The sequence below is a fragment of the Nocardiopsis sp. L17-MgMaSL7 genome, from assembly GCF_003182025.1.
Classification (GTDB): domain Bacteria; phylum Actinomycetota; class Actinomycetes; order Streptosporangiales; family Streptosporangiaceae; genus Nocardiopsis; species Nocardiopsis prasina.
The window spans coordinates 350,354-372,191 of the sequence record NZ_QGTF01000004.1 but is presented as its reverse complement, the minus strand read 5'-3'; the positions used below and the strand labels follow the sequence as shown (position 1 = coordinate 372,191).

Sequence of the window (21,838 nt, the reverse complement as noted above, 5' to 3'; positions counted from 1 at the left end):
CTTCGCCCGACGGGGCGGATAGATGGACAGAACGTTCCAGGAGCTCGGCCCGGCTCAACCGCCGATGAGCTCGCCCGCCACCGTCTCGGGTTCGACGAGGCATCGCCAGGCGGGTACGCGCACCGTGCGCGCACCGGAGACCTCCTCGAACAGGGCCGCCCTGTCCAGGACCCGCTGGAGTGTCCGCCCCGGAGCGGGAGCGGCCGTGGAACCGACACCGGCGCGGTCGACGATCACCGCCGTATCCTTGTGCTCCCCCGGCACCAGCAGGTCACAGGAGTATCCCTCGACACGGTGGCTGACCCTGGGGGCCCTTCCGCGCACGGTGAGCGCCTCGAACAGCAGGCTGCCAGCCTCGTCGAGCGCACCGACGCCCGAGACCTCGTCCTGTGCCGCGAGGTCGCCCAACAGCCCACCCTGTTCGGCCCAGTACTCGCGGTCGCCGACCACGTACAGGCGCGAACGAGCGCGGGTGACCGCCACGTTCCACAGGTTCTGCTGCTGGCGCGCCCAGTTCCCGCTGCTCCGGTGCACTCCGGCCGCCGCTGCGGTCGAGACGACAACGACGTCACACTCCCCGCCCTGGAACCGGTGAGCCGTGCCCACGCGAATACGGTCGGCGGCCCCCTCCCCGAGCTTGTCCTCGATGAGGCGGACCTGCGGGGCGAACGGCGAGACCACTCCGATGCTCGCCTCCGGAGGCAGGGACCGCCCCAGCTTACGGAGCAGGTCGAGCACCGACTCCGCCTCCTCCCGGTTGCGGCAGGAGCGTCCTCCGGGACGTTCACAGGCACCACGCACGTCGATCCACTGCACCGCGGGGTCGCCCGGCGCGACGAGAGCGGCGCTGTTGGTGCGCACCGCCAGGCGTTCGCCGTAGAAGCGCCGGTTCACCGGCGCGACGATGTCGGGGTGACAGCGGTAGTGCTCGTCGAGCCACAGAACCTCGCCGCCGCCCGCGACCAGCGCTGACGCTGCCGCGTGGTAGGCGGAGGAGCCGCCGAAGGAGAGCGAGCGCTCCTCCGTCTCCGCCGCTGGCAACCCATGCACGGAAAGGATCCGACGGTCGTCCTGCGTGGTCATGGGGTTGACCGGTTGCAGCTGGTAGGGATCGCCGATCACCAGGGCCCGACGCGACCGGTAGAGCAGCGGAACCAGGTCAGCGACCGTGCACTGACTGGCCTCGTCGATCACCACCAGGTCGAACAGCCCGGGTTCGGGAGGGAAGACCCCGCGCACCGAACGTGACGTGGTGGCCCACGCGGGCACGGTGCGCACCAGCGCCTTCATGCCCTTCCAGCCGTTCTGCCCCGAGGCGAGATTGCGCAGGCGCGCCTCGACGACGCCCCTCCCCCGGCGCAGTGAGTCCGCGACCCTGCCCAGCAGGTACTCCGTGCTCCCTTCGCGGCGCTGCTCGCTCAGGCCCCGCATCCTGGCCACCGTCTGCTCGGGGCTCGTTCCCCGCTCCGCCCGCCCGCGCAGCTCCCACCACTCGTTCTCCGTGGTCAGGTACGCCAGGACGCCGGACAGTTCCTGGTCCGTCCCCGGGATGCCGAGTCCCCGACGCGTCAACCACCGGTGCCACCAGCCCGTCCAACGCGACTCCAGTGACGCCTCCACCCTGCGTGTCCAGCGGTTCCGGTCCCGTGGCCTCTCGAAGGCGGAGGGGTCGACCGCCCTCGGCAGACTCCGCCGGAGCCGGTTCCGTTCTCCGGCCAGGAGCGCCAGACGTCGCTCCGTCCGCTCCGCCTCCGCCAGTTCGTGACGGCCCGCGTCCAACCCCCTCTGGTGGACCACCAGACGTGCGTGTGCGGTGGCCGCATCCGCCGCACCCCACTCGGCGGCCATCAGGGCGTTGAGGATCTCGGACTCACGGGCACGGCGTTCCTGGTTGCCGGTGCGCACCATCAGATCCGCGTCCGGCGCGAGCTTGTTCACCCTCGTGACCACCTCGTCCACGGCCGTGTTGTTGGTGGAGGCGACCAGGACCGACTGACCCGCCGCGACGGCCGTGGTGACCACGGAGGTGATGAGTTCGCTCTTACCGGTTCCGGGAGCGCCAGTGGCCACGGTCAGCACCCGGCCCATGGCGGAGGCGAGGATCTCCTCCTGCGCGGTGTTGCTGCGGCCGGTCACGACGGGCAGCACCGGCTCCCCTCCACCGGCGGCAGACGGAGGGCCGGACAGGGCCGCGAGCGCGGTCCTGTCGATCGTCTCCAGGCGGATCCCACCGCCGCTCCGGTCCAGGTCGCCGAGCAGCTGCTTGACCGCCGCTCCAGCGGGGTCTGCCCGGTAGAGGACGGCGGCGTTCTGGGCGCCCCGTCGGGCGCCGTGCCGCACGTCCAACGCCGTGCGCAACTCCCCGGCGATCAGATCATCGACCCTGGTCAGGTCCAGCTTGACGCAGACCGTGCGCGCCTTGTCGGCAAGGCCCGAAACCCCTCCCCCGTCCCAGTCGACCTCGAACCAGGTGACCAGCTCCTCGATGTCACCCTCGTCCAGGTCGGCGGCCGAGACCAACAGTTCCCGGTTGAGCTCCGGCTCACCGACGGGAACCAGGAAGCGCTCGCCGTCCTCCTCCTCGACCTCCACGTCCATCACGAACAGCGGGGCGAGTTTGGCCTTGCGGCCACGGCCGCGCTCGGACCGCACCGGATCGAAGAGCACCGCCGGATAGCCGTAACGCAGGTGGCGGCCCTCGTCGACCGCTTCCCGGGCCAGGCCCTCCGCCCTCCCGGCCAGTCTCCACCGGTCCGCAGCCCTGCTGAGCAGCACCTCCGAGCCCATTTCGCAGACAGCGACGTCCCGCCCGCTCGCGTCCGGCAGCTGCTGTAGCACGCTCTGCTTCATCAGGCAGTCCCGCAGGTAGTCGAGGTAGGGACCCCAGCCCCACACACCACCCGCACGGTGCCCGCCGCGGCCCGCCTCCCCTGCGGGAGCCTTCGCTCCTTCCTCTGCGGCGCTCCCCTGTTCCCCGGTTCCGGCCTGGGCCTTCGGCAGATCAGCGGCGGTCGCCGACCCCGTGTGCCGGGCCAGTACCAGTGAACCGCGCACACCCAGGGACGAGACCGTGACGCGTTGGCCCTCGACGTGGTCGACCTCGCGGTGGACGTGCTGGTAGAGGTCGACCGCGTCGATCCACCCGTCACCGTTGGAGTCGGTGGCCGCCCCCGCCAGCCCGCGCACCACGGAGGCACTGAACGGGGACGGACGCGCACCCGCGCTGTTGTCACCCTCCCGAGCCAGCTCCAGGGCGCCCGAGGCCGCGATCACGTAGGTCCCGGCTCCATCGCTGAGCTGGCGCTCCAGATCAAGGGGCTCGGCCTCCTCGCCACCAGCGGACCGGGTCGCGAACCCGTCGGCGAACGCGCCTCCGTGGCAGCAGTCCAGCAACAGCACCTTGCTGCGCATCCGGGAGTCCTCCAACAACCGCTTGAGGACCTCCGCGGACAGCGCGGTCGTCTCCAGGCGCTTGCGGCGCGTGTCCCGCAGCGCCAGGTGCAGGCGTCCCCGCTTGTCCTTGACCCCGTGCCCGGAGAACGAGACAAGGAGGAGGTCGTCGGGTTTGCCCTCTGACAGCGCCGTCTCCAGGGCCTCCATGGCCTCGTTGCGGGTGGGGTCCAGCAGTGGCTGGACCCGGTCGTAGTGCCCGTTGGACTTGAGGACCCGTTCGATGGCGCGGACGTCCTCGTGCGGCGAGTCGAGCGGCGCCAGGTCGTCGTAGCGGTTCACCCCGATGAGGATCGCTGTCCGGCGCATCAGTCACCGTCCTTCGCGGTCACCTGGGTCCTGCGCCCCTCGTTCAGCGCGCGCACGTAGGCCTCGACTTCCCCCGTGCCCACGCGCCCCTTCACGGTGACCTTGGCGTCGCCGAGCTCCACCGTCACCGACCGTTGGCCGCTCTGTTCGATCCACTTCCCCAGCAGCGTCACCAGCCCGGCGAGCACGGGCCTGAGGAACGCACCCGCCAGCACCACAGCCCCCGCGAGCAGCGCGGGGTCGGCGGACCTGGTTCCCGCCACCGCGTCGCCCTCCGCCACACCCACCTCGTCGACGTCCAGGTCCTCCAGCAGGAGCACCAGGTCCCGGGTGTGCTGTTCCGCCTCTTCCTCCGTGACGTCCTCGTCGAAGTCGACCCTGGCCACAAGCTCGCTCGGCTCCACGCGCGCGTTCTCCCGATTCCCCTGCAAGGGGCCGCTCCGTCACGACCCGCTGACACTCCGCCACGCAGGTCTACCAGCCGGAACCCTCGTTCGTCAGGGACTTTCGACCACTGACCGGAACCGGCCACAGGACAACAGGAACGCGCTGCGAATGCCACGAGTGCACAACAGGCATCTAAGCGACTTGTACGCTCGTTCCCGGCTGTGCCCCCTGTCCGGAAGGCGAACCACGTGGCGTCCCGAAGCGAACTCAGCGCCCGCATCACACGTGCCCTGTTCGAGGTCTTGAGTGAGAATCCGGAGGGCCTCCACAAGAACTCGGTCCAAGACCGTGTTCGCGGCTCGATTCCCCGCCTGGAAACGGAATGGGTCAAGGTGGTGGAAGGCACGACCACCCCCTCCATGCACATGGGATGGATTGCCACCGAAGCTGTCAAGGCCGGCTGGATACGCAAGGACGGCAACGGCACTTGGACGCTGACAGGAGCAGGCCTGCACATTCTTTCCGAGACGACTGACGGAAGTGAGCTCTACCGTCTCATCCGAACTCGGTACCTGACGTGGAGGCGGAAGCAGAGCGAGCACGAAGGCGCCTACGCCGTGCTCCAGTCCCTGCCTGAAGAAGGTTGGGTGGCTCTGCACGATCTCGCCGCGTTGACGGGCCTGGAGGAGGAGTGCTTCGCCCAGCACCTCTCCGCGGTCCGCCCCGAGGGCTGGCACCGCGTTCTCGACGAGGAAGCCAGGTTCCCGGCTTCGGCGCATCTCACCGAGCGGGAGAACTCCGAGGCCAACAAGCTGTTGGAGGCGGATGCCATCCTCGGGCCCGGAGGGTGGACACTCACGAGCCACCGTGTCTCCCTCAAGGAGTTGCGGGATCTGCTCGGATCGACCACGCAGGGAGACATGCAGGAGGAGATCAGCGTTCCTCCGAGGGCTTGGTTGCTCCGCAGCACAGGCGTGGGTGGTGACTCGAGCGTCGACGCGCTCTGGTTGGCGCGCGGCATCTGCGCCATACCCTCGGCAGGCGCCGACACCCTGCGCACAGGGGTGGGTGAAGCCGAGGTGCGCGACACCGTGCAGCAGCTACTGCCGCACTGGTCGGTGAGGGAACACGACCAGCTGAGCTACGCGCTGCACAGCTTCGTCTCCAAGATGCGCGCCGGGGACACCCTCCTGACCAACGTGGGTCGGCAGGTCCACCTCGGAACGGTGTCCGATAACGAGCTGGAAACCGATGTCTCGTCCCTGCCAGGCCACCTGGTACGTCGCGTTGACTGGCACACCCGATCCTCGCCGCTGGACGTGTTCGCGGATCTCTCGACCGAGCTCGCGTCCAGAATCGGCACACCCAACACTGACCTGCTCGACCTCACCGGTTTCACCAAGGAACTGGACGAGCTCCTTTCCGGAGCCTCGCGTCGTCCCTCGACACCGGTGAGAGCCGTTCTACCCCCTCCCACAGAGGAGCTGGCCTGCGGTGTGTTCATGGACCAGGAATGGCTCGAGGAGTGCGTCGCGCTGTTGAGCGACAGACCCCAACTCGTCCTCTACGGTCCCCCCGGAACCGGGAAGACGTACCTGGCTCAGGAACTCGCCCGCCACCTCACCGGCGACCGACCGGAGAACGTCCAACTCGTCCAGTTCCATCCGTCCTACTCCTACGAGGACTTCTTCGAGGGGTACCGGCCGCACCCCGGTGACGCGGAACGATCCGCGGGCTTCACTCTGACCCACGGTCCGCTTCGCACGCTCGCCAGCGCTGCTCGCCGACACCCAGCGGAACCGTTCGTCCTCATCATCGACGAGATCAACCGCGGCAACCTCGCCAAGGTCTTCGGAGAGCTCTACTTCCTGCTGGAGTACCGGAACAGATCCGTCCGCCTTCTCTACGGCTCCGAGGGCGACGCCGGGTTCGGCCTCCCCCAGAACCTCATCATCATCGGCACGATGAACACTGCGGACCGCTCGATCGCTCTCGTCGACACAGCGATGCGCCGACGGTTCTGGTTCACCGAACTGCACCCCAGCTCCGTGCCGGTGTCGTCGGTCCTGCGGCGCTGGCTGGAACACCACGCTCTGCCGGACACCCCGGCTCTACTGTTGGACGAACTCAACAGCCGGATCGAGGACCACGACTTCCGTGTCGGCCCCTCATACCTGATGAGACCATCGGTGCACGAGTCCGCCGTCGGTCTGGAACGCGTCTGGCGACACCAGATCCTGCCGCTGCTCGAGGAGCACCACTACGGCGACGGCACGGACGTGCACGCGAGGTACGGACTCGAATCCTTGTACAAGGCTTTGGCACTGGACGAGCGGCCATGACCGGGGTCCTGCGGCTGACCGAGCACAGGCCGCAGCGAGGTGTCCCCCTCACGACCGCGCAGGCCGCGCTGCTCACCTTGTCGAAGCTGGTCACCGTGGCTCCGGAACCCGGCGGCGGCTGGTGTGTCACCGCTGACCGCGAAATGGTCGGATCCACGCGGCTGAGCTCTGCACAGACCTCGATCAATCTTGTCATCACCCCCAAGCTGCCCGTCCGGCGGTTGTTCTTCCTCCTCGGCCACGCACAGAAGGGTGTCGACTGGCACCGGCACGCCACGAACGTTCAGGAGCACCAGGAGCTGGTTCCCGCCATCGCGCATGCCTTCGCGCGCATGTGTGAGCGTGCCCTGAACCAGGGGGTTCTCCAGGGCTACAGCACCGTCGAGGAGTCAGCGATGGTTCTCCGGGGCCGTTTGCGAACCGCCGACCAGATCCGCCACCGCTTCGGCAGGCCCCTGCCCGCAGAGATCCGCTACGACGACCACACCGTGGACATCCCGGAGAACCGACTCCTGTTGACCGCAGCACGGAAGCTGCTTCGTGAGCAGGACCTCGCACCCGCCACCCGCGCCCTTCTTCGTCGGATCCTCCTCCGCCTGGATGGGGTGAGCTCTCTGGACTCCAGCCAGATCCTGCCCCTCTGGAGACCGAGTCGGCTGAATACCCGACTCCAGTCGTCTCTCCGCCTGGCCGAAATCGTGCTGAGGTCCGGCTCCTACGAGTTCGAGGAAAACCCTGGTCTGCACGCTGACGGTCTCGTCCTGCGTATGTGGCAGGTCTTCGAGGACTTCGTGACCCGCGCCCTCACCGACGCGCTACGTCCCATGGGAGGGCGCTGCCTGACTCAGGACCGGCGCTTCCACCTGGACCACGCGAAGTCCGCCCAACTCCGCCCGGACTTCGTCTACGAGCCGCCAGGGGCCCACAGTCCTGGCGGAGTGGTGGACGTCAAGTACAAGCAGGTCAGGGGCACCAGAGGAAACACGGGGGACCTCTACCAGATGCTGGCCTATTGCACGCGCCTCAACCTGCCCGAGGGTCACTTGGTTTATGCGGCGGGCCCAGGGACTGCGACCACGCGTCACCACCTCCACGGAGGTCCGGGCGTCACCATCCACCAGCACGCCCTTCACCTGGACACGGAGCCGGGGTCCCTCCTGGCCCAGATCGACACCATCGCCGCGGCTGTCCGCAACACGAGCCCGAAGACCAAGTCCGCATGATAACGAGACCCACCTGGCGCCCACTCCACAGGGGTCACAGGCTCGTGGTCACGAACACCATTCGCCCACCGCGTGCCACGAATTACTGAGAGAATCGCTTCACGCGCAGAGCACTGATCCACAACGGTATGTAGGTCCGGATCGGACTACGGAATTAGAGGGACCCAGTTAGACATGGCTCGCAGCGCACAAACCACTATCTCAGATCAGGACACGATAGCCAATATCGTTCTCTCCCGTCCACCGCGAGAGAACGACGGTGAGGCGACACATGGTCGGTACCACTGGCAGACCCAAGTCGCTGTGCGCCGAGTCTTCGAACTACTTCTTGCGCATCTCGACGCCGAAATCCGGGTTCCTGCAGCCAACGGATGGGTGCTCGTGTGTGAGTGGCATGAAGACTTCTGCGTCCTACACGCGGGCGAGGCGGAACTGTGCGCGGTCAAACACCGCGAGACCACACGCAGCAGATGGAGTGACAAGGATCTGTTAGAAAAAGGTGGCCTCCTTCACCTTTTCAGAAACTGGTGGTACCTGGACCGTTCCTGCCGGGCCTCCCTGTACACCAACTCAGATCTGCTCGGACACAAGGCGCAGCGGATCAAACTGGCCGCAGAGATCCTCCATCGTCACAAAGGGCAAACTCTTTCGGAACACGAAGAAAAACTGATCCGCGAAGTGGTCGAAGCAATGGGGCGAATCGCCCTGAAGGCACACCTCGGCCGAGGAGCTTTCACACTCCCACAAGAGTTGGCTTCAACAGCCCAGGGCGAACCACCCTCTTTTTCGTTGCGCCGACACCTCCGATCCTTCCTCGAAGTGCTCACGCTGATCACCGACCTACCGGAAAGAAATATCACCAACGCGTTGCTGGACAGCGACACCATCCGGCCCTGTCTCGAACATCTGGGCATACCGAAAATGCTGACCGAGGATGCTTGGGATACCGTCGAAAACCTAGTCCTACAAGGGATGCGGGGTGAGCGAGATGTCCGCCGCCTGGAACATGGGGCCCTCGGTTTCCAGATTCTGTTGGATCCCGCCGGGCGGAACAGTCCGGAAGTCAGTTGGGCAACGAGAGTAGTCGACCCCAGACAGGTCATGGAAGCGCTACGCAAGCGTGCCCGAGGTGCGCCCACCGGGCGACACGGAATAGCGAGAACAATCGGACCACCCGGGCTCTCTTTCATCGACAACACATCCCACGGGTGGTCTCATCTACCTTGGGATGGAGGGCCAATCCTGATCACCGGTGGCGCAGGCATTGGGAAGACTTCCACGGCACGCCGCTTCGCAGAGCTCGCCCGCAACGACTTTCCCCACGGTCAGTTACTCGTTGACGCACGAGGTTTCGGCCCCTCTCCGCCGATGTCGACTGAGGAGATCGTCGAGATCCTCCTCGGCCAGCTAGGAGAGCGACGCAGAACCGGAGATGAGATGTTGGAAGAGCGCTGTATGCGCTTCACCGACATCATTGAGGAAGGACGATACCTGGTCGTCCTGGACAACGTGTCCGAAACCGAGACTGTTCGTCCGCTCCTGCCCGCCAAATGTGCATCTGCAGTCATCATCACCAGCCGTCGACCTCTGAGCGACTTCATGATCAGCCACCAGGCCACGCGCGTCCATATGGGCCCCTTGCCGCCCGACAGAGCACACGAGCTCCTCAGGCGTCTGGTCGGCGAGGGGCGACTAGCCACCGACCCGGTGGCCACCAATCAGCTACTCGCTGTATGCGGCGGCATACCCCTTGCCATCACTATCCTCGCGGCGCACCTGAACCAGCTACCAGATCACCCGCTGTCGCGATTCATGTCAGAACTGGATGACCCCGACGACAGACTTGACCTCTTCGAACTCGGCGAGGAACGTTCGAGCATCAGAACCGTTTTCTCATGGACCTTCCACGCCCTCGAGCCGGAGCTACGCGAGGTATTCGTTTTGTTCGGGGCCTGCCCTGCACCAGACCTGGACCCAGAGGCGGCCGGCGCGCTTCTTCAGATCAGTAGGCCTAGAACTGCCCTCCGGCGATTGCAGCAGTTCAATCTTGTGACGGAGCGGTCAGACGGCCGGTTCCAGATGCATGATCTTCTGCGCGACTATGCAGTCTCACTGAGCAACGCATCAGACGAACTTCAACAAAAAATCGACCGAGCCAACGCGCGGATCGCACAATACTATGCGCGCCTGGCATCGAGCAGATCAGAGGCACCGCCCCACCATGACCAATACATTTGGGTTCATCAGAATATCGACGCCCTACTATCCATCATTGCTTACTGCAGCCAGAATGAAGCGGTCGATGACCTCTGGGCTATCGTGGACGCGATCACTGAATACTTGTGGCACGAGGGACGATTGGGTGACTGTACCAACACACTCGAGTCCGCACTGTCCGCCCTAGGCCCGGACACTCCCCCAGAGCGCCGATCGTATTACCTACGCCAGCAGTCCGTCACCATGAGAAGAAGAGGACTGCACGACGAATCAATCCGATACGCGCAAGAATCCTTGTCGGCCCTGGGTCCGACCGCATCGAATGTAGACGCAGCGGATAGTCACTACGAACTCGCGGTGGCATGTTCTTATGCTGGCTCCCACGAGAAGGCCGTCACGCATTACCAGCATGCTCTTCAGGGTTTCCACGGGCACCAGGACGAGATTCGAACCGGCGATGCTCTCAACGGTCTTGGATGGAGCATCTCGGAATCCGGAGATCCCACCACTGGCCTCGCCTACTGCCAACAGGCATGGGACATCCATCGTTCGTCGAAAGACCGGAACCGAGAAGCCGCCGACCTCGACAGTATCGCCTACATCCGACACCAACTAGGCGAACACGAAGCGTCTCTCGAAAACTATCGAGCATGTCTCCGGATTTACACGTCGATTCACCATCGGTCGAACGAGGCGCGCACGCTGGACAGCATGGGCGACCTGTACAAGGACATGGGAGATGTCGAGGAGGCTCGCTCCTCCTGGGAACAAGCCCTCGCACTCTTCGAAGCGATCTCCTCGCCATCCGAAGAGAAAATACGAACGAAGATGAACGGCCTTGCTTAGGTCAAACCCACGGCGGATCCCAAGCCATACTGTTTAGATACGGCACAGCACCCACTACCCCCGAATGGTATGATCAAGTAACTGGGGATCTACTCCTTGATCGATCTCCGTGGAGCAGCGACCAGGGCATATCCACCTGTCGAGCAATGAAAGGAAGCCCATGCGAAGATACCGTCCGACTAGCCCGAAGAAGCCGCCGAAGAACCACTGATCCGAGGGGTCGCCACCCCTCTCAACTCTTCACTGTTCGGTCTCTTCGAGTAGTTTCCGGGCCTTGCTCACCAGGGGGTCGTTCTCCCCCCGCTTGGGCAAGGCCCCATTCAGTAGATTACGCAGTTCCTCTGATGCCTGGGATCCTCTGCCATCCTCTTTGAGCATGGAGGCGTAGGCGATCCCCGCTTTAAGCGTCGGCTTCGCTTCGTCAGTCAGTGCGTCCTTGGCCCTGCTTAGGAGATCTCGGGTCGCAGCGAGAGCTTCTTGTCGGCGACCCGCTTCCCAGAGTTGCTCGACGTCCCGGAGCTCTGCAGCAACAGAGGAATTAGTAACCTTCGGCTTGTCGATAACGGTCGGTGGAACCCGGAACCCGGTCGCCTTAACGCGTTCCCGCGGAAGTGGACGCCACGGATCCACGAACGGCCGAGTGAGATCGAAGGAACCCCTCCCCCGGAAACCCGGCTGAGGGATGTGTATCCTCAGCCGGTCGTAAACCTCCCTGGCCCCGCTCGGACGTTCCTCTGGCACTTTGAGTAGCATCTGATCGACCAACGCACCGAGATTTTCTGGAACGTTCGGATTCCTTTCCCTGAGTGGTTCGGGGGTCTCCTTCAAGTGCGCTGCGGTTATCTGGTCCGTCGTCCCAGTGAACACGGGCCCACCCAACACCTCATACATCACACAGCCCAGCGCGTAGAGATCCGACGCCTCTACCCCGGGACTCTCGTTGGTTCGGACCTCAGGCGCCATGTACCCGGTGGTTCCAGGACTTCCCTGGGAACTTCTCGTCATCCTGGTGAAGTTCTCATCCGTCAGAATCGCGATACCGAAATCGAGGACCCTGACCATCCCTGACCGGTCCACCATGAGGTTGCTGGGTTTGAGGTCCCGGTGAACAAGCTCCATGTCGTGTGCCGTGGCGAGGACAGAACAGACCTGCGCTGCCAGACAGGCCGCCTCTTCCACGGCGAGGGAGTGATGCTCCTCCAGAAGAGCTCCGACCGTCTTACCCTCGACGCGCTGCATCACGATATAGCGGCGCTTGAACTCCTCTCCCGGGTCCATACACCAGTCGAAGACCGCTGGGATGCCCGGATGGTCAAGCAAGGCCATGACCTGCGCTTCTCGTAGGAACCTCCTCTCCAGCTCCTGGTAGTTCCACCCTTCTCCTTGGGAGTCCTTCGTCAGTTGATGCTCCTCAAGGAGGAACTTGACAGCGACGTACCGCCCGAACCTCTCGTCCCGTGCTAGCCAGACCTCGCCCATACCCCCGCCACCAAGACGGTCCACGAATGTGTACCGACCGTCGGGCGTCTTGGCACCGCTCTGCACAGCTTCCTGCACTTCTTCCTCCACGCATCAGGGACACCTCACCAACGACAGCAGGCTAGGGCAAACAAGGACCAGTTCTGACCTTTTTCGCAAAAGTCCCACCGGATCCGGATGCGCGTGCCATAATCTCCATCTGGAGGAAACTTGACCCATCACTCGAAACACCCGATTGGCCATGAATCGGTCATTCGGGTCTTCAGCGGAGCCGTCGACACCTCTCGGAAATACTGCCCCGTACATGCACGTTCAAAGTCTGACCGTTCCATAAAACAGACAGGAGGAAGAAAGTACCCCACGCACTCCGACATGCCCTTCAACCCCCTCAACGCTGTCCTCGATCTCGTCGAACACCTAGGTCAGTCCATCGACAGGGCCTGTAACCAGCTTCCTGCCCCCGGTGAGCGCTCCAAGAGGATCATGGGTGAGTTTGTCCGGCCCGTGCACGAGGGTCTTCTGACATGGACACGACACGCGGCGCAGACTTACCTGAACGCCCTGGAAGCGGACGAGCGCGCGAGCGGCCTTAACCGAACCCCCGTCCACGAGCCCTGGGTCAGGCAGTACCTCCCGAAGGACTACCCCAGCCTCACCCGACCGCACGAATTCTGTGTGTGGGGTCGTAGATACACCTTCCAGGACGGTCATGAGACAGTTCGCGAACTGCGCATCCCCGTCCTGGGTACCCTCGACAAGCGCCAACATGACGAAGCCAAACTCGCGGTCGCCGCGTTCGTCCTCGCCACGGAGACACATGTGGATCAGGACATGTTCGACGTCGATCCCGGCTACTACTTGGGCGGGGCTCCGTATCCGATGCGCCGTGATGCGTCTAGGCTTCAGCCGCCCCACCGAGTACGGATCGTCGAGGCCTCCTGCCTAGACTCCTCCACCTCGTCACCAGCCCTCTTCGACGGGAGCATCACCGAGGCGGAGGATTTCTATACCTCTTCGGGTCAGAAGGCGCTCTATGCGGTACTCCAGGCAGACACTCGTGTGCCCGGATCCGGCTGTCTCTCCTGCAAGGTGCGTGAGGGCTGCACAGAACTGCGCCGTACCCCGGGACTGCTCGGCGTCAACAACCAGTCCCGTCCACGAAGGTCCTGGTCGGTCACGGCGGGACGGTACTTTCTCGAATGCCCGGCCAAGGAGCACTTCCGGTCTCTCCACCTTCCCCCCGAGAACAGTGTGGAGAACCCTGTCGCCGTCCGTCAGGGCCGTGCCGTCCACGCCTGGCTGGAAGAGCTACACTCCCGCTTTCCCCGTCGACCCTGCACCCTCGATGACCTGCCCCGTAACCATGACTCATGGACGGCCGGCGAATGGACTCTCATCGGGGAGGAGGCCAGGCAGGCCACGGAGATGCTCGTTGGGCACATCGAGGTCTGTCCCTTTCAGGACGTCTTTCCCGCTGCCCATGTCCATGTGGAACAGACTGTAACTGCCGACGACCCACAGGCCGACGTCCTGATCCTGGCCAGGCCCGATCTGCTCTACCAGCGCGACGGTTCATGGGTCTACCGCGAGCTGAAGACCACGTCGTCCGACTACACACCGGGGGGCCGATGGTTACTGTCCAGGCACCCTCAGCTGGCCCTGGCAGTTCTGCTCTTCGAGCGTGGAGTGATCCCTCTGGGGGCGAACTCGTCGGTGGAACTCGAAACACTCACTCCGAACGGTCCCGATGTGCGGATCCTCGATCCCCATTCGGAGCTGACCAGATCCAAGGCCCGGGAAGTGATCCACGAACTCGCCGGTCCCTGGCACGCAGACATGTCGCACATTCCCACCCCGAGTCCGAAGATCTGCGGTCAGTGCTCCTACCGTCGTTGGTGCCCTTCCTCCGCCGCACTCGAAGAGGAACTCGAAAGCCCGTGACCGAGTCCCCGCCCCAGGAACACAAGCCCACCACTCTGGATGACCTCGTTGGCGGCCCCTACAACGAGAAAGCGTCCTTGCAGGTGCTCCGCATGGTCGCACAGGCAGTGGTCGACCTCGCCGAGCATCCCCGAAACACTGCCTTCGGCCCGCCATACCCGTTGATGGCGCAATCAGCGCTGGACCGCATCTGTCTCCTGGGCGCCTACAGATACCCGAACGCGGTCTCCCGTCACGTGTCGGGGCCACGCTATCCCCGTGGCCTCACCGAGCTCTTGGCCTGGTGTCGGGACCGACCCGTGAGCGACTGGTACTTCCTCGAACTCCCGGAGGAGTTCGAGGAGGTCACCGACCGTCTCATCGAGAGTGACCCCCTACGCCCGTCCTCCTTCTGCCTACGGCTCTCGCTGGGGATGGACCCGAGCACACCTCACCGGGAGGTGGAGAAGCGCGTCATGCAAGAGGTGTTCGACGCCTATCAGAAACAGGGCAAGGAGGAAGGGTACCTGGCCTTCCGACGCAGCATCATCGACACTCCGGTCATGACGGGCCGGGACTTCTCTCTCCAGAGGATGAGCGTCATCGGCGGAGTCCACCTTCAGGACCTACCGATGAAGCATGTCTACACAGAGGTACACGACAAGTACTTCGATCCGACCGGTGGAGCCGCCACCTGCATGCACTGCGGGCTGCTCCTCATTCCCAAGGGAAGCTCCTCGGTGTGTGAGGTCAGCTTCTGTCCAAGCCGTGAGCAGGTCGCGGTGGGTCCGGTCCTTCACCGTGACGAGGGCGGACTGCACCACGTCATACGTCCCATCCGTGAGTTCGTCGTGGCACCCGTCCGCATCGACCGCTCCGCGCGAACGTCTGGCTACGTTCCCTCCCCCGACCGTGAGCTCTGACCTCAAAGGACCACCCGATGCGCGATACACAGGCCCATCTGGACGAGGCCATCGACACCCTGTCTGTGGCCCAGGCAACCGAGTTCAGGAAACTCATCCACGACAAACACCCAGGTCAACTGGACTACACGATCGAATTGGGACTCCGTGTCCTGGAAAGGTGCAACGGGGTGCCCGGGGCGGCCCCACTGCGCCCCATTGACGGATGGACGTTCTTCGGGGGCTATCCCTTCGCACGCGCTGCCGGAATCGTCAATGGATCACCAGACGAGGAGCTGGCCCGTCTCCTGCGCGCTGCCCGACACCACCTCGAACCCATGCACCGACGGGAGATCTGGCGTTCGGGGCTCCTGCGCTACATCCAGTTACCCGAGCGGATACGCGGGTACGAGCTAGGTCTCGAGCGGTCCGCGGAGTGGCGCTCGCCCTCGATCGCGGCCCATCGCAGGGACATCTACGACGCTCTTCTGAGCTCCTCTCCGCCGTTTCGCACACGTCCCCTGAAACTCGCTGTACCCGGCGAGTACCGGTTCCGCGGTCCTCGAATCGGGACCGAGTACATCACCATCCCCGACGATCTGCCAGATTTCGAGGTAACCGGGTTCGACCTGGAGACCCCGTCTCGCCGCGAACCGTTCTCTGACGAGGTGGAGCTCCTAGAGGAGACGGCACGGAAGATGGCCGGACTCGACGCCCGCGAGAAGGCCGACGGTGAACGAGGCCACGACGACTGGGAGAGCCGCTTCCAGCGAATGGAACTCTTCACCCTGAAGAAGGAGAGCAGAAGTTTCACGAAGGCTGACCGCCTGGTCGTCGACGGCCTGCTCCACCTCATCGGCGTTCCCGGCGTGGGTAAGAGCACCCTGCGCGACATCGTGACCGCGCACGCCGTGGCGGAGAAAGGGTGGCACATCACGCTGGTCGTCGGCGACGTCTCCGAGGCCCTGCGTGTGGTCGAGCGCTTCAACCGGATGGGCCGGGCCGCGAGGGGACGAGCGCAGGAGGGTGACACCGCGTATGAGAAGTGGTCCCGCCTCCATGCCGCCCCGATCATCGGCTCCTCTACTCGAGAACAGCACACCTCCCGGCTCCATCACCGGGTCGGCCAGGTCTACGACTCACCGCTGGCCCACCACGACGAGGCCTTCGCGTATCTGAGTACCGCGTGTTCCCTGAGCGCTCTTCGCGCAACGGAGTCGCCTGAGCCGTTGGCCTTCACCGAGGCTCCGTGCCAATCCCTGGTTCCACTGAAGAGTTCGGGGCCCGGCTCTGACACACCCTCCGACAGCGATCCTGCAGACCTTGAGGAGGGAAAGGTCCGACAGGGATGTCCCCTGTGGGCGTGCTGTTCGCGCTACGACACCACACGGGAGCTCCGGGAGACAACGATCTGGGTGGCCACACCCGAGTCCTTGGCCGTGTCCTCACTTCCCCGGCATCAGAACGCCGAACGTCTCCGCTACCTGGAGCTGGCCGCGCACACCAGCGACATGATCATCGTTGATGAAGCCGACCAGGTCCAGATCCGGCTGGACCGCGTCTTCTCCCCCACCGCGACGTTGTACAAACCGGGTAACGACTCCTGGCTGGACGAACTCGACCGGCACAAGGTGGCGGAACTGGCCCGGGAGGGACGTATCCAGCTCACCAACAGTGAGGTCGAGCAGTGGACCGCGGCTCTGGACACCGTCTCCACCACGGCCAACCGCATCTACGCGATGCTCGTCAACAACGAGGAGTTGAGGGCGTGGGTGCGGGAGGATTTCTTCAGCGTGTGGTCCCTTCAACTGGAGTTGGTTGGCCGATGGCCCACGACCAGGTTCTCCAACGACATGTTGTGCGATGACAAGGTGGGCACGCGAAGGGCCCAGACGGCCCGATGGCTGGCTTATCTGGATCCCGATCCCAAAGCGGGCCAGGAGATGCGTGACAAGCGGCGGGCCGAGGTCCTTCAGCTCCTGGATGACTTTCGAGACGACCCGGTGGAGGACAATGACGAGGACCTGCTGATCAATCCCGAACCGGCACAGGAGACCCTCCGGCTCGCCGAACTGGCGCGCCGCCTCATCAGCAACCGTCCAGGCAGCCCGAGGGTCGCCCGCGAGCTGGATTCGGTCCTGCTGTCCCTGACCGGCCTACTCAACCCTCAGAAGATCCCCGAGGAGGAGTGGGAGAACGAGAGCGTTCGGAAGAACGTCTTGGCCGAGCTCGACAGAGAGCGGCACAGGTTCGAGTTCACCCTTCTCCTGGCTGTCATGCACGACCGGTTGAACCTGCTTACCACGCTCTGGCCGCGTGTGGAGACCGCACTCAGGCTCGACGCCTCAACCAATGCGCTGTACCACAGTTCACCCGCCGACTACGCACCGCACATTCCCGAGTCCCCGATGGGAAACATCCTTGCCTTCCAGTTCGTGGCCGACAGCAGGAAACGCGACGCGCTCACCGGAGAGCTAAGGTTCTTTCGGTGCACAGGCGTCGGGCGCGAACTGCTACGCGCATTGCCCTCGCTGGGCGCGGATGATGACGGCCGCGGACCCAACGTCGTTCTGATGTCGGGAACAAGCTGGGCGAGCGCCTCTACCCGGTACCACGTCGCCGAACCGGTCAAGGCCGTGCTCCGCGCCCGCCCAGAACAGAACGGGTCCACCACTTCCACGAGCAACACACGGACACCGGTTCCCACCACTGGCCGGGCCGCCGAATCACAGGTCTTCATGTACACGGCCTTCGTGCGCGGTCGTCCACCCTCATCCCCATCCGACGAACCTAAACGACCACTACAGCTCTCCGGTGCCCCGCTCGAGGACCGGCCCAACATCCTGCGACAGATGGTGCGCGGCCTCACGCGAGAGGACCCGGAGGACGGAGGGGGCCGGTCAAGGTTCCAAAAGGAGATCAGCCTGCTCCCTCTCCAACGCAGGCACCTTCTTGTGCTCGTGGGTAGCTACACCGACTCACAGTTGGTCGCCGAGGAAATCCATTCCTCGCCTGGCTGGCGGGGCAAGGTGTGCGTCCTGGCCTCCGACGACGCCGACCTGTCCTCGGAGCATCAGCCACCGGACCTGGACGACGCCATGGCCGTGCCCATCCTGCGCAGGGGCGACCTCGCCAGCTTCCGGGACACCGGACGCACGATTCTGGTGGCGCCTTTGCTGTCGGTGGAGCGCGGCCACAACATCCTCAACCAGGAGGACAAGGCGATCTTCGGGTCGGTCTACTTCCTCTCCCGGCCTTTCCCCCACCCAGGGGACGTCGGCGTCCTCGTGCACGCGCTCAACGATCTGACCGTCCGCAGAACCCAACGCGGAGGCGGCTTCGATGAACTGCTCCTCAAGCATGCGTCCCTGGACGCAGCCGGGTTGGCCTGGCGCAAAGAGGCACGCCAGGAACTCCGGCGCCTGGCCAACCGCCGGCTGTCATGGCGAGGGCTATCCCCCGAGGACCGCGAGTACCTGACCTGGGACCTCCTCGTCGTGCTGTGGCAGGTGATCGGCCGTCTCACTCGAGGCGGGGTGGACGCGCGCGTGCACTTCGTCGATGCATCCTTCGCTCCACGCCTGGCCAGGGGAAGCCGGGACACCGCCAAGACGAGTCTGCTGGTGAGCATGCGCGACGTGCTCGCACCCTATTTCGGAGACACACTCCCCAGATCCGCAGAGAAGCCTCCGCCACACCGCCTGCCGGTTTCCTCTGCCACCAGGTATCTAGCTGCAGCCCTCTACCAACCGCTGTACGACGCCCTGGTCGACCTACTGCGGCAGCCGCCCCCACCCGTCCCCGAGCGCAACGACCGGAAAACACCATGAGCCGCAACTACAAGTCCATCACCCTCACCGCCTACGAGTTGCCCGAAGGGCGGGAGATCAACCACCGCTTCCATGTCCTGCCCATGCCGGAGGAGCTCCGCTCGGCCTTCCACAGGTTCCATCACTCCAGGTTCGCCGATCCGAACGAGCAGCGTTTCCAGAGTTTTCCCATCAACCGACTGAACAACGTGCTGACAGCAGCCGCGCCGGACGTGATCTCCGTCGGTCGTAGCGTCGCGGTTAAGGACGACTCCCCCTGGCTATACGCACGTGGCCCCGTGGACCTGCGTCTCGTCCGCGGAGTTCTGGGGCTCTGGGTGCGGGGGATGAAGGGCATCAGCTCCGCTGATCTCGACCCCGGTGAGGTGTTCGACCTCATCGACTCCACCTCTCTCGCATGGCGGGAACAAGAGGTGGACCTCAAGGAACAGGTGATCAGCCCCGGAGGAACGGCTGAGCCCGCCTCCTCGCTCTACCGCCTGCTCCCCGATTTCCTGGCGCGGCTCATCAGATTGTCCGGGCCCTTCATCGGGCCCAGCGGTCGCAGCCACTCCTTTCTGGAATCGCCCGGAAGTGCCCGGCGCTCGGAACTGGTCTCGTGGCCACCGATGACTGACCAGGTCGGCGAGGCCGGTGCCCGATTCTCCTACGTGATCACCATCAGCGTGCAGACGGTTCCCTTCACCCCGCGGTTCCGCGTACACGTACGCACAGGTGTCCGGCGGTGGACAACAGATACTGGTTCCGGTGGAACCCTCTACAACGGTGGCCGGTCTGTCTCGGTCCATCTGCTCACCACCTCCCTCTGGGCGGGGATCTCAGGTGAACGTAGTCGGCTGTCCGTGAACCGGCTGCGCTACTACCCCAGCAAGGGAACCCACGTGTGGCGGCTCACCGACGGGCCCGACCTGCCGAGTGGTGCGAGCATCCTGCCCCGGCTGCCCGAACCACGGGAGCTGATCAACGCACCGGAGCGGTGGCTCAGTGGAGTGGACGGCGTGGTCGCGGCCATCCCGTACAACACGAGGATGGGCTCACACGACGTGGGGGCCGGGTTGATGGCGGGAGAGCGCGTCCCGCTGATGGACTGGATCGATGACGCGCTCTCGCCCTTCCTGACTCGGGCGCCGCTGTGTGAACAGCTCTCTCTGCCCAACCATCCGTCGAACTTCCCCTCTCCTCCCAGTGTTCCCGCCAAGGAGAGCAAGGAGGAGAAGGATCGGATCAGGGCTGAGAAGGTCCATGAGCAGAAAAAGCAGGAGGTCCGCGAGCGACGCGACCTTCTGCGGAATCTACTCGATGGTGCGCCGTTCGTCGCGCGCGTGCACTGGCAGGAGACCGAGACTCGCGATGCTCTCGTGTCGGCGCTGCGCGCGCTGTTGGATCTCCCCCTTCCGGAAACCACACGTGACAACACCCTGTCCTGGAACATCCCGGGCTTGGAGCTTCATGTTCAACTCCGTCCGAGTGGGACTCTCACTTCTCCCCTAGACCTGAGTGACAGGTCACAGGTGACTCCGAAGGATCTCCAGGAGGCCATCCGGCAACGCCGTACCTTCGCGGAGGCGACGATGGGCGGCAAAGAACCGGAGGAGGAGGCAGTGACACGTATTCCGCTCATGGCCCTGGTGGAGATCGATAACGGCGCGGAGTTCAAAGACAGCCGGGCCGATCCCAAGTTCGCCGTCCGGATCGGCTGTGCCAGTGCCGGGGTGGTGACTCAGTTCATTCAGACGGCCATCACCGGAAACCTCAAGACGAGCCGTACACACCGGGCCCGAATGGCCTGGCTGGATGCCTTCCGCCAGATAGGGGTGTCTCGGGTCCCACGGCACACGTTGACCGCCAGCCTTCCCTCGGAACTCCAGTACGTGTCTGTCTGGATGGCCAAGCGTCGCTGGGACGGTCCGACCCGCAAGTCCACCTGGCGGCTACTCGCTCTGCGGGTGCGCCCTGAGGACGGTGTACGGGCGGTGTGCGGATGGCGCCACGACATCCGCCGTTGGGTTCCCTACCGGGAGTACCTGCTGTGGCTCGCGGGTGATGTCAACTCCGCGGAGGCCGCCAACAATCAGTACGGTGAGTCCTTGCCGGAGGATGATCGGCATGAGAATCAGCCCGAGGACTGGGGCTCTGTCTCTGGACACACCGAGGGAACCCGTGAGGAAAGGCGACGCAAGACCAACGCCCTCCTGCGACCTCTCATCGCGCAGTTGAAGGGACGCCCGAGCCTTCTCATGACCCATGCCCAGAACCTTCGCGACAGCTGGACCTGGCTACGCAACGGCGATCTCGAACGCGACCGCATCTGGTTGGACGATGGCGAGGAAGGCCTCCCCATTCACCAGTGGGGTCGGGGACTGCGCCTGCTTCGGGTTCGGGACAGCGGCGGGGACGAGACTCCCCAGTGGTACGGGACTGACGGCAGACACGGGCTACCCCCCGGAATCAGGCCGGTTCTCGACGGCCTAGACCAACGGGTCTTCTACAGCAGCGCGGACAAAGCTCTCACCGCCCGGAACTCCGCGATCGGGGCCGTGAAGGACGGGACACGGACGAACGCGAACGGCAATGTGGTCTCCGACACGAACACGGACGCCAACAACCCCAATCTGCTGGAGATTACTGTCCTCGCCCGGCAGAAAGGGGAAGAACCGGACGTACCCAAAGAGTGGGCGGCCTGCGCCCATCAGCTGCGCTACGCACCAGACATCAAAGCTCCACTGGCGCTCCCCTACCCCCTCCACATGGCCAAGCTGGCAGTCGAGTACGTGCTTCCGACCGCTGAGGGATGATTACTGCGCATCGGCACTCACCCGGTCTCGGTTGGGGAACCTCAGGAGCGTTCGCCCAACCCCGCCAGGATGTTGATGTCATCCGCAGTCATGCCCCTGGAAGCCGTCGGAGCTGAAAAGGTACGAATTCCATGAACA

Annotated in this window: 10 protein-coding genes; 7 read left to right on the top strand and 3 right to left on the bottom strand. The window is 64.5% G+C overall.

The features are described 5' to 3' along the window. Positions 1 to 54: 54 nt before the first annotated feature. Together BDW27_RS09350 and BDW27_RS09345 are read right to left on the bottom strand one after the other, a co-directional pair. Positions 55 to 3,759, bottom strand: a complete 3,705-nt coding sequence (locus tag BDW27_RS09350) for an AAA domain-containing protein (protein WP_110049016.1) — start codon at positions 3,757 to 3,759, stop codon at positions 55 to 57. Further along, positions 3,759 to 4,163, bottom strand: coding sequence for a hypothetical protein (locus BDW27_RS09345; RefSeq protein WP_110049015.1), 405 nt, complete (start codon positions 4,161 to 4,163; stop codon positions 3,759 to 3,761). The genes BDW27_RS09350 and BDW27_RS09345 overlap by 1 nt, the downstream gene beginning before the upstream one ends. A gap of 630 nt (positions 4,164 to 4,793) precedes the next feature. On the opposite strand from BDW27_RS09345, the gene BDW27_RS09340 reads away from it, so the two are divergent. From BDW27_RS09340 to BDW27_RS09330, 3 genes are all read left to right on the top strand, one after another. After that, positions 4,794 to 6,488 (top strand): McrB family protein, encoded by a 1,695-nt coding sequence (locus tag BDW27_RS09340; protein WP_199560594.1) that lies wholly within the window; start codon positions 4,794 to 4,796, stop codon positions 6,486 to 6,488. Continuing rightward, complete coding sequence (locus BDW27_RS09335) at positions 6,485 to 7,711, top strand: McrC family protein (RefSeq protein WP_110049014.1); 1,227 nt, start codon at positions 6,485 to 6,487, stop codon at positions 7,709 to 7,711. The genes BDW27_RS09340 and BDW27_RS09335 overlap by 4 nt, the downstream gene beginning before the upstream one ends. 174 nt (positions 7,712 to 7,885) lie before the next feature. After that, on the top strand, positions 7,886 to 10,774 hold the full coding sequence (locus BDW27_RS09330; RefSeq protein WP_110049013.1) for a dsDNA nuclease domain-containing protein: 2,889 nt from the start codon (positions 7,886 to 7,888) through the stop codon (positions 10,772 to 10,774). A gap of 240 nt (positions 10,775 to 11,014) precedes the next feature. Here the strand turns inward: BDW27_RS09330 and BDW27_RS09325 are convergent, their stop codons facing one another. Beyond that, on the bottom strand, positions 11,015 to 12,343 hold the full coding sequence (locus tag BDW27_RS09325; RefSeq protein WP_146223253.1) for a serine/threonine-protein kinase: 1,329 nt from the start codon (positions 12,341 to 12,343) through the stop codon (positions 11,015 to 11,017). A 282-nt stretch (positions 12,344 to 12,625) separates the two neighbouring features. On the opposite strand from BDW27_RS09325, the gene BDW27_RS09320 reads away from it, so the two are divergent. Genes BDW27_RS09320 through BDW27_RS09310 form a run of 4 tightly spaced genes read left to right on the top strand, consistent with a single transcriptional unit; the run spans position 12,626 to position 21,700 of the window. Then, a complete protein-coding gene (locus BDW27_RS09320) occupies positions 12,626 to 14,194 on the top strand; it encodes a PD-(D/E)XK nuclease family protein (RefSeq protein WP_110049011.1) in 1,569 nt (522 codons plus the stop codon). Then, the gene (locus BDW27_RS09315) at positions 14,191 to 15,096 is read left to right on the top strand and encodes an HU-CCDC81 and SPOR domain-containing protein (protein ID WP_110049010.1); all 906 of its coding nucleotides are present in this window, start codon (positions 14,191 to 14,193) and stop codon (positions 15,094 to 15,096) included. The genes BDW27_RS09320 and BDW27_RS09315 overlap by 4 nt, the downstream gene beginning before the upstream one ends. A gap of 17 nt (positions 15,097 to 15,113) precedes the next feature. After that, entirely contained in the window at positions 15,114 to 18,905 is a 3,792-nt protein-coding gene (locus tag BDW27_RS27225; protein ID WP_158543573.1) for a hypothetical protein, read from the top strand. Continuing rightward, positions 18,902 to 21,700, top strand: a complete 2,799-nt coding sequence (locus tag BDW27_RS09310) for a pPIWI_RE module domain-containing protein (RefSeq protein WP_158543572.1) — start codon at positions 18,902 to 18,904, stop codon at positions 21,698 to 21,700. Before BDW27_RS27225 ends, BDW27_RS09310 begins: the two co-directional genes overlap by 4 nt. Positions 21,701 to 21,838 lie beyond the last annotated feature (138 nt).

Bases quoted from the DNA above. Each gene is read 5' to 3' on its own strand.
- BDW27_RS09350 (WP_110049016.1), bottom strand. From the start codon at position 3,759: ATGCGCCGGACAGCGATCCTCATCGGGGTGAACCGCTACGACGACCTG.
- BDW27_RS09335 (WP_110049014.1), top strand. From the start codon at position 6,485: ATGACCGGGGTCCTGCGGCTGACCGAGCACAGGCCGCAGCGAGGTGTC.
- BDW27_RS09330 (WP_110049013.1), top strand. From the start codon at position 7,886: ATGGCTCGCAGCGCACAAACCACTATCTCAGATCAGGACACGATAGCC.
- BDW27_RS09320 (WP_110049011.1), top strand. From the start codon at position 12,626: ATGCCCTTCAACCCCCTCAACGCTGTCCTCGATCTCGTCGAACACCTA.
- BDW27_RS27225 (WP_158543573.1), top strand. From the start codon at position 15,114: ATGCGCGATACACAGGCCCATCTGGACGAGGCCATCGACACCCTGTCT.
- BDW27_RS09310 (WP_158543572.1), top strand. From the start codon at position 18,902: ATGAGCCGCAACTACAAGTCCATCACCCTCACCGCCTACGAGTTGCCC.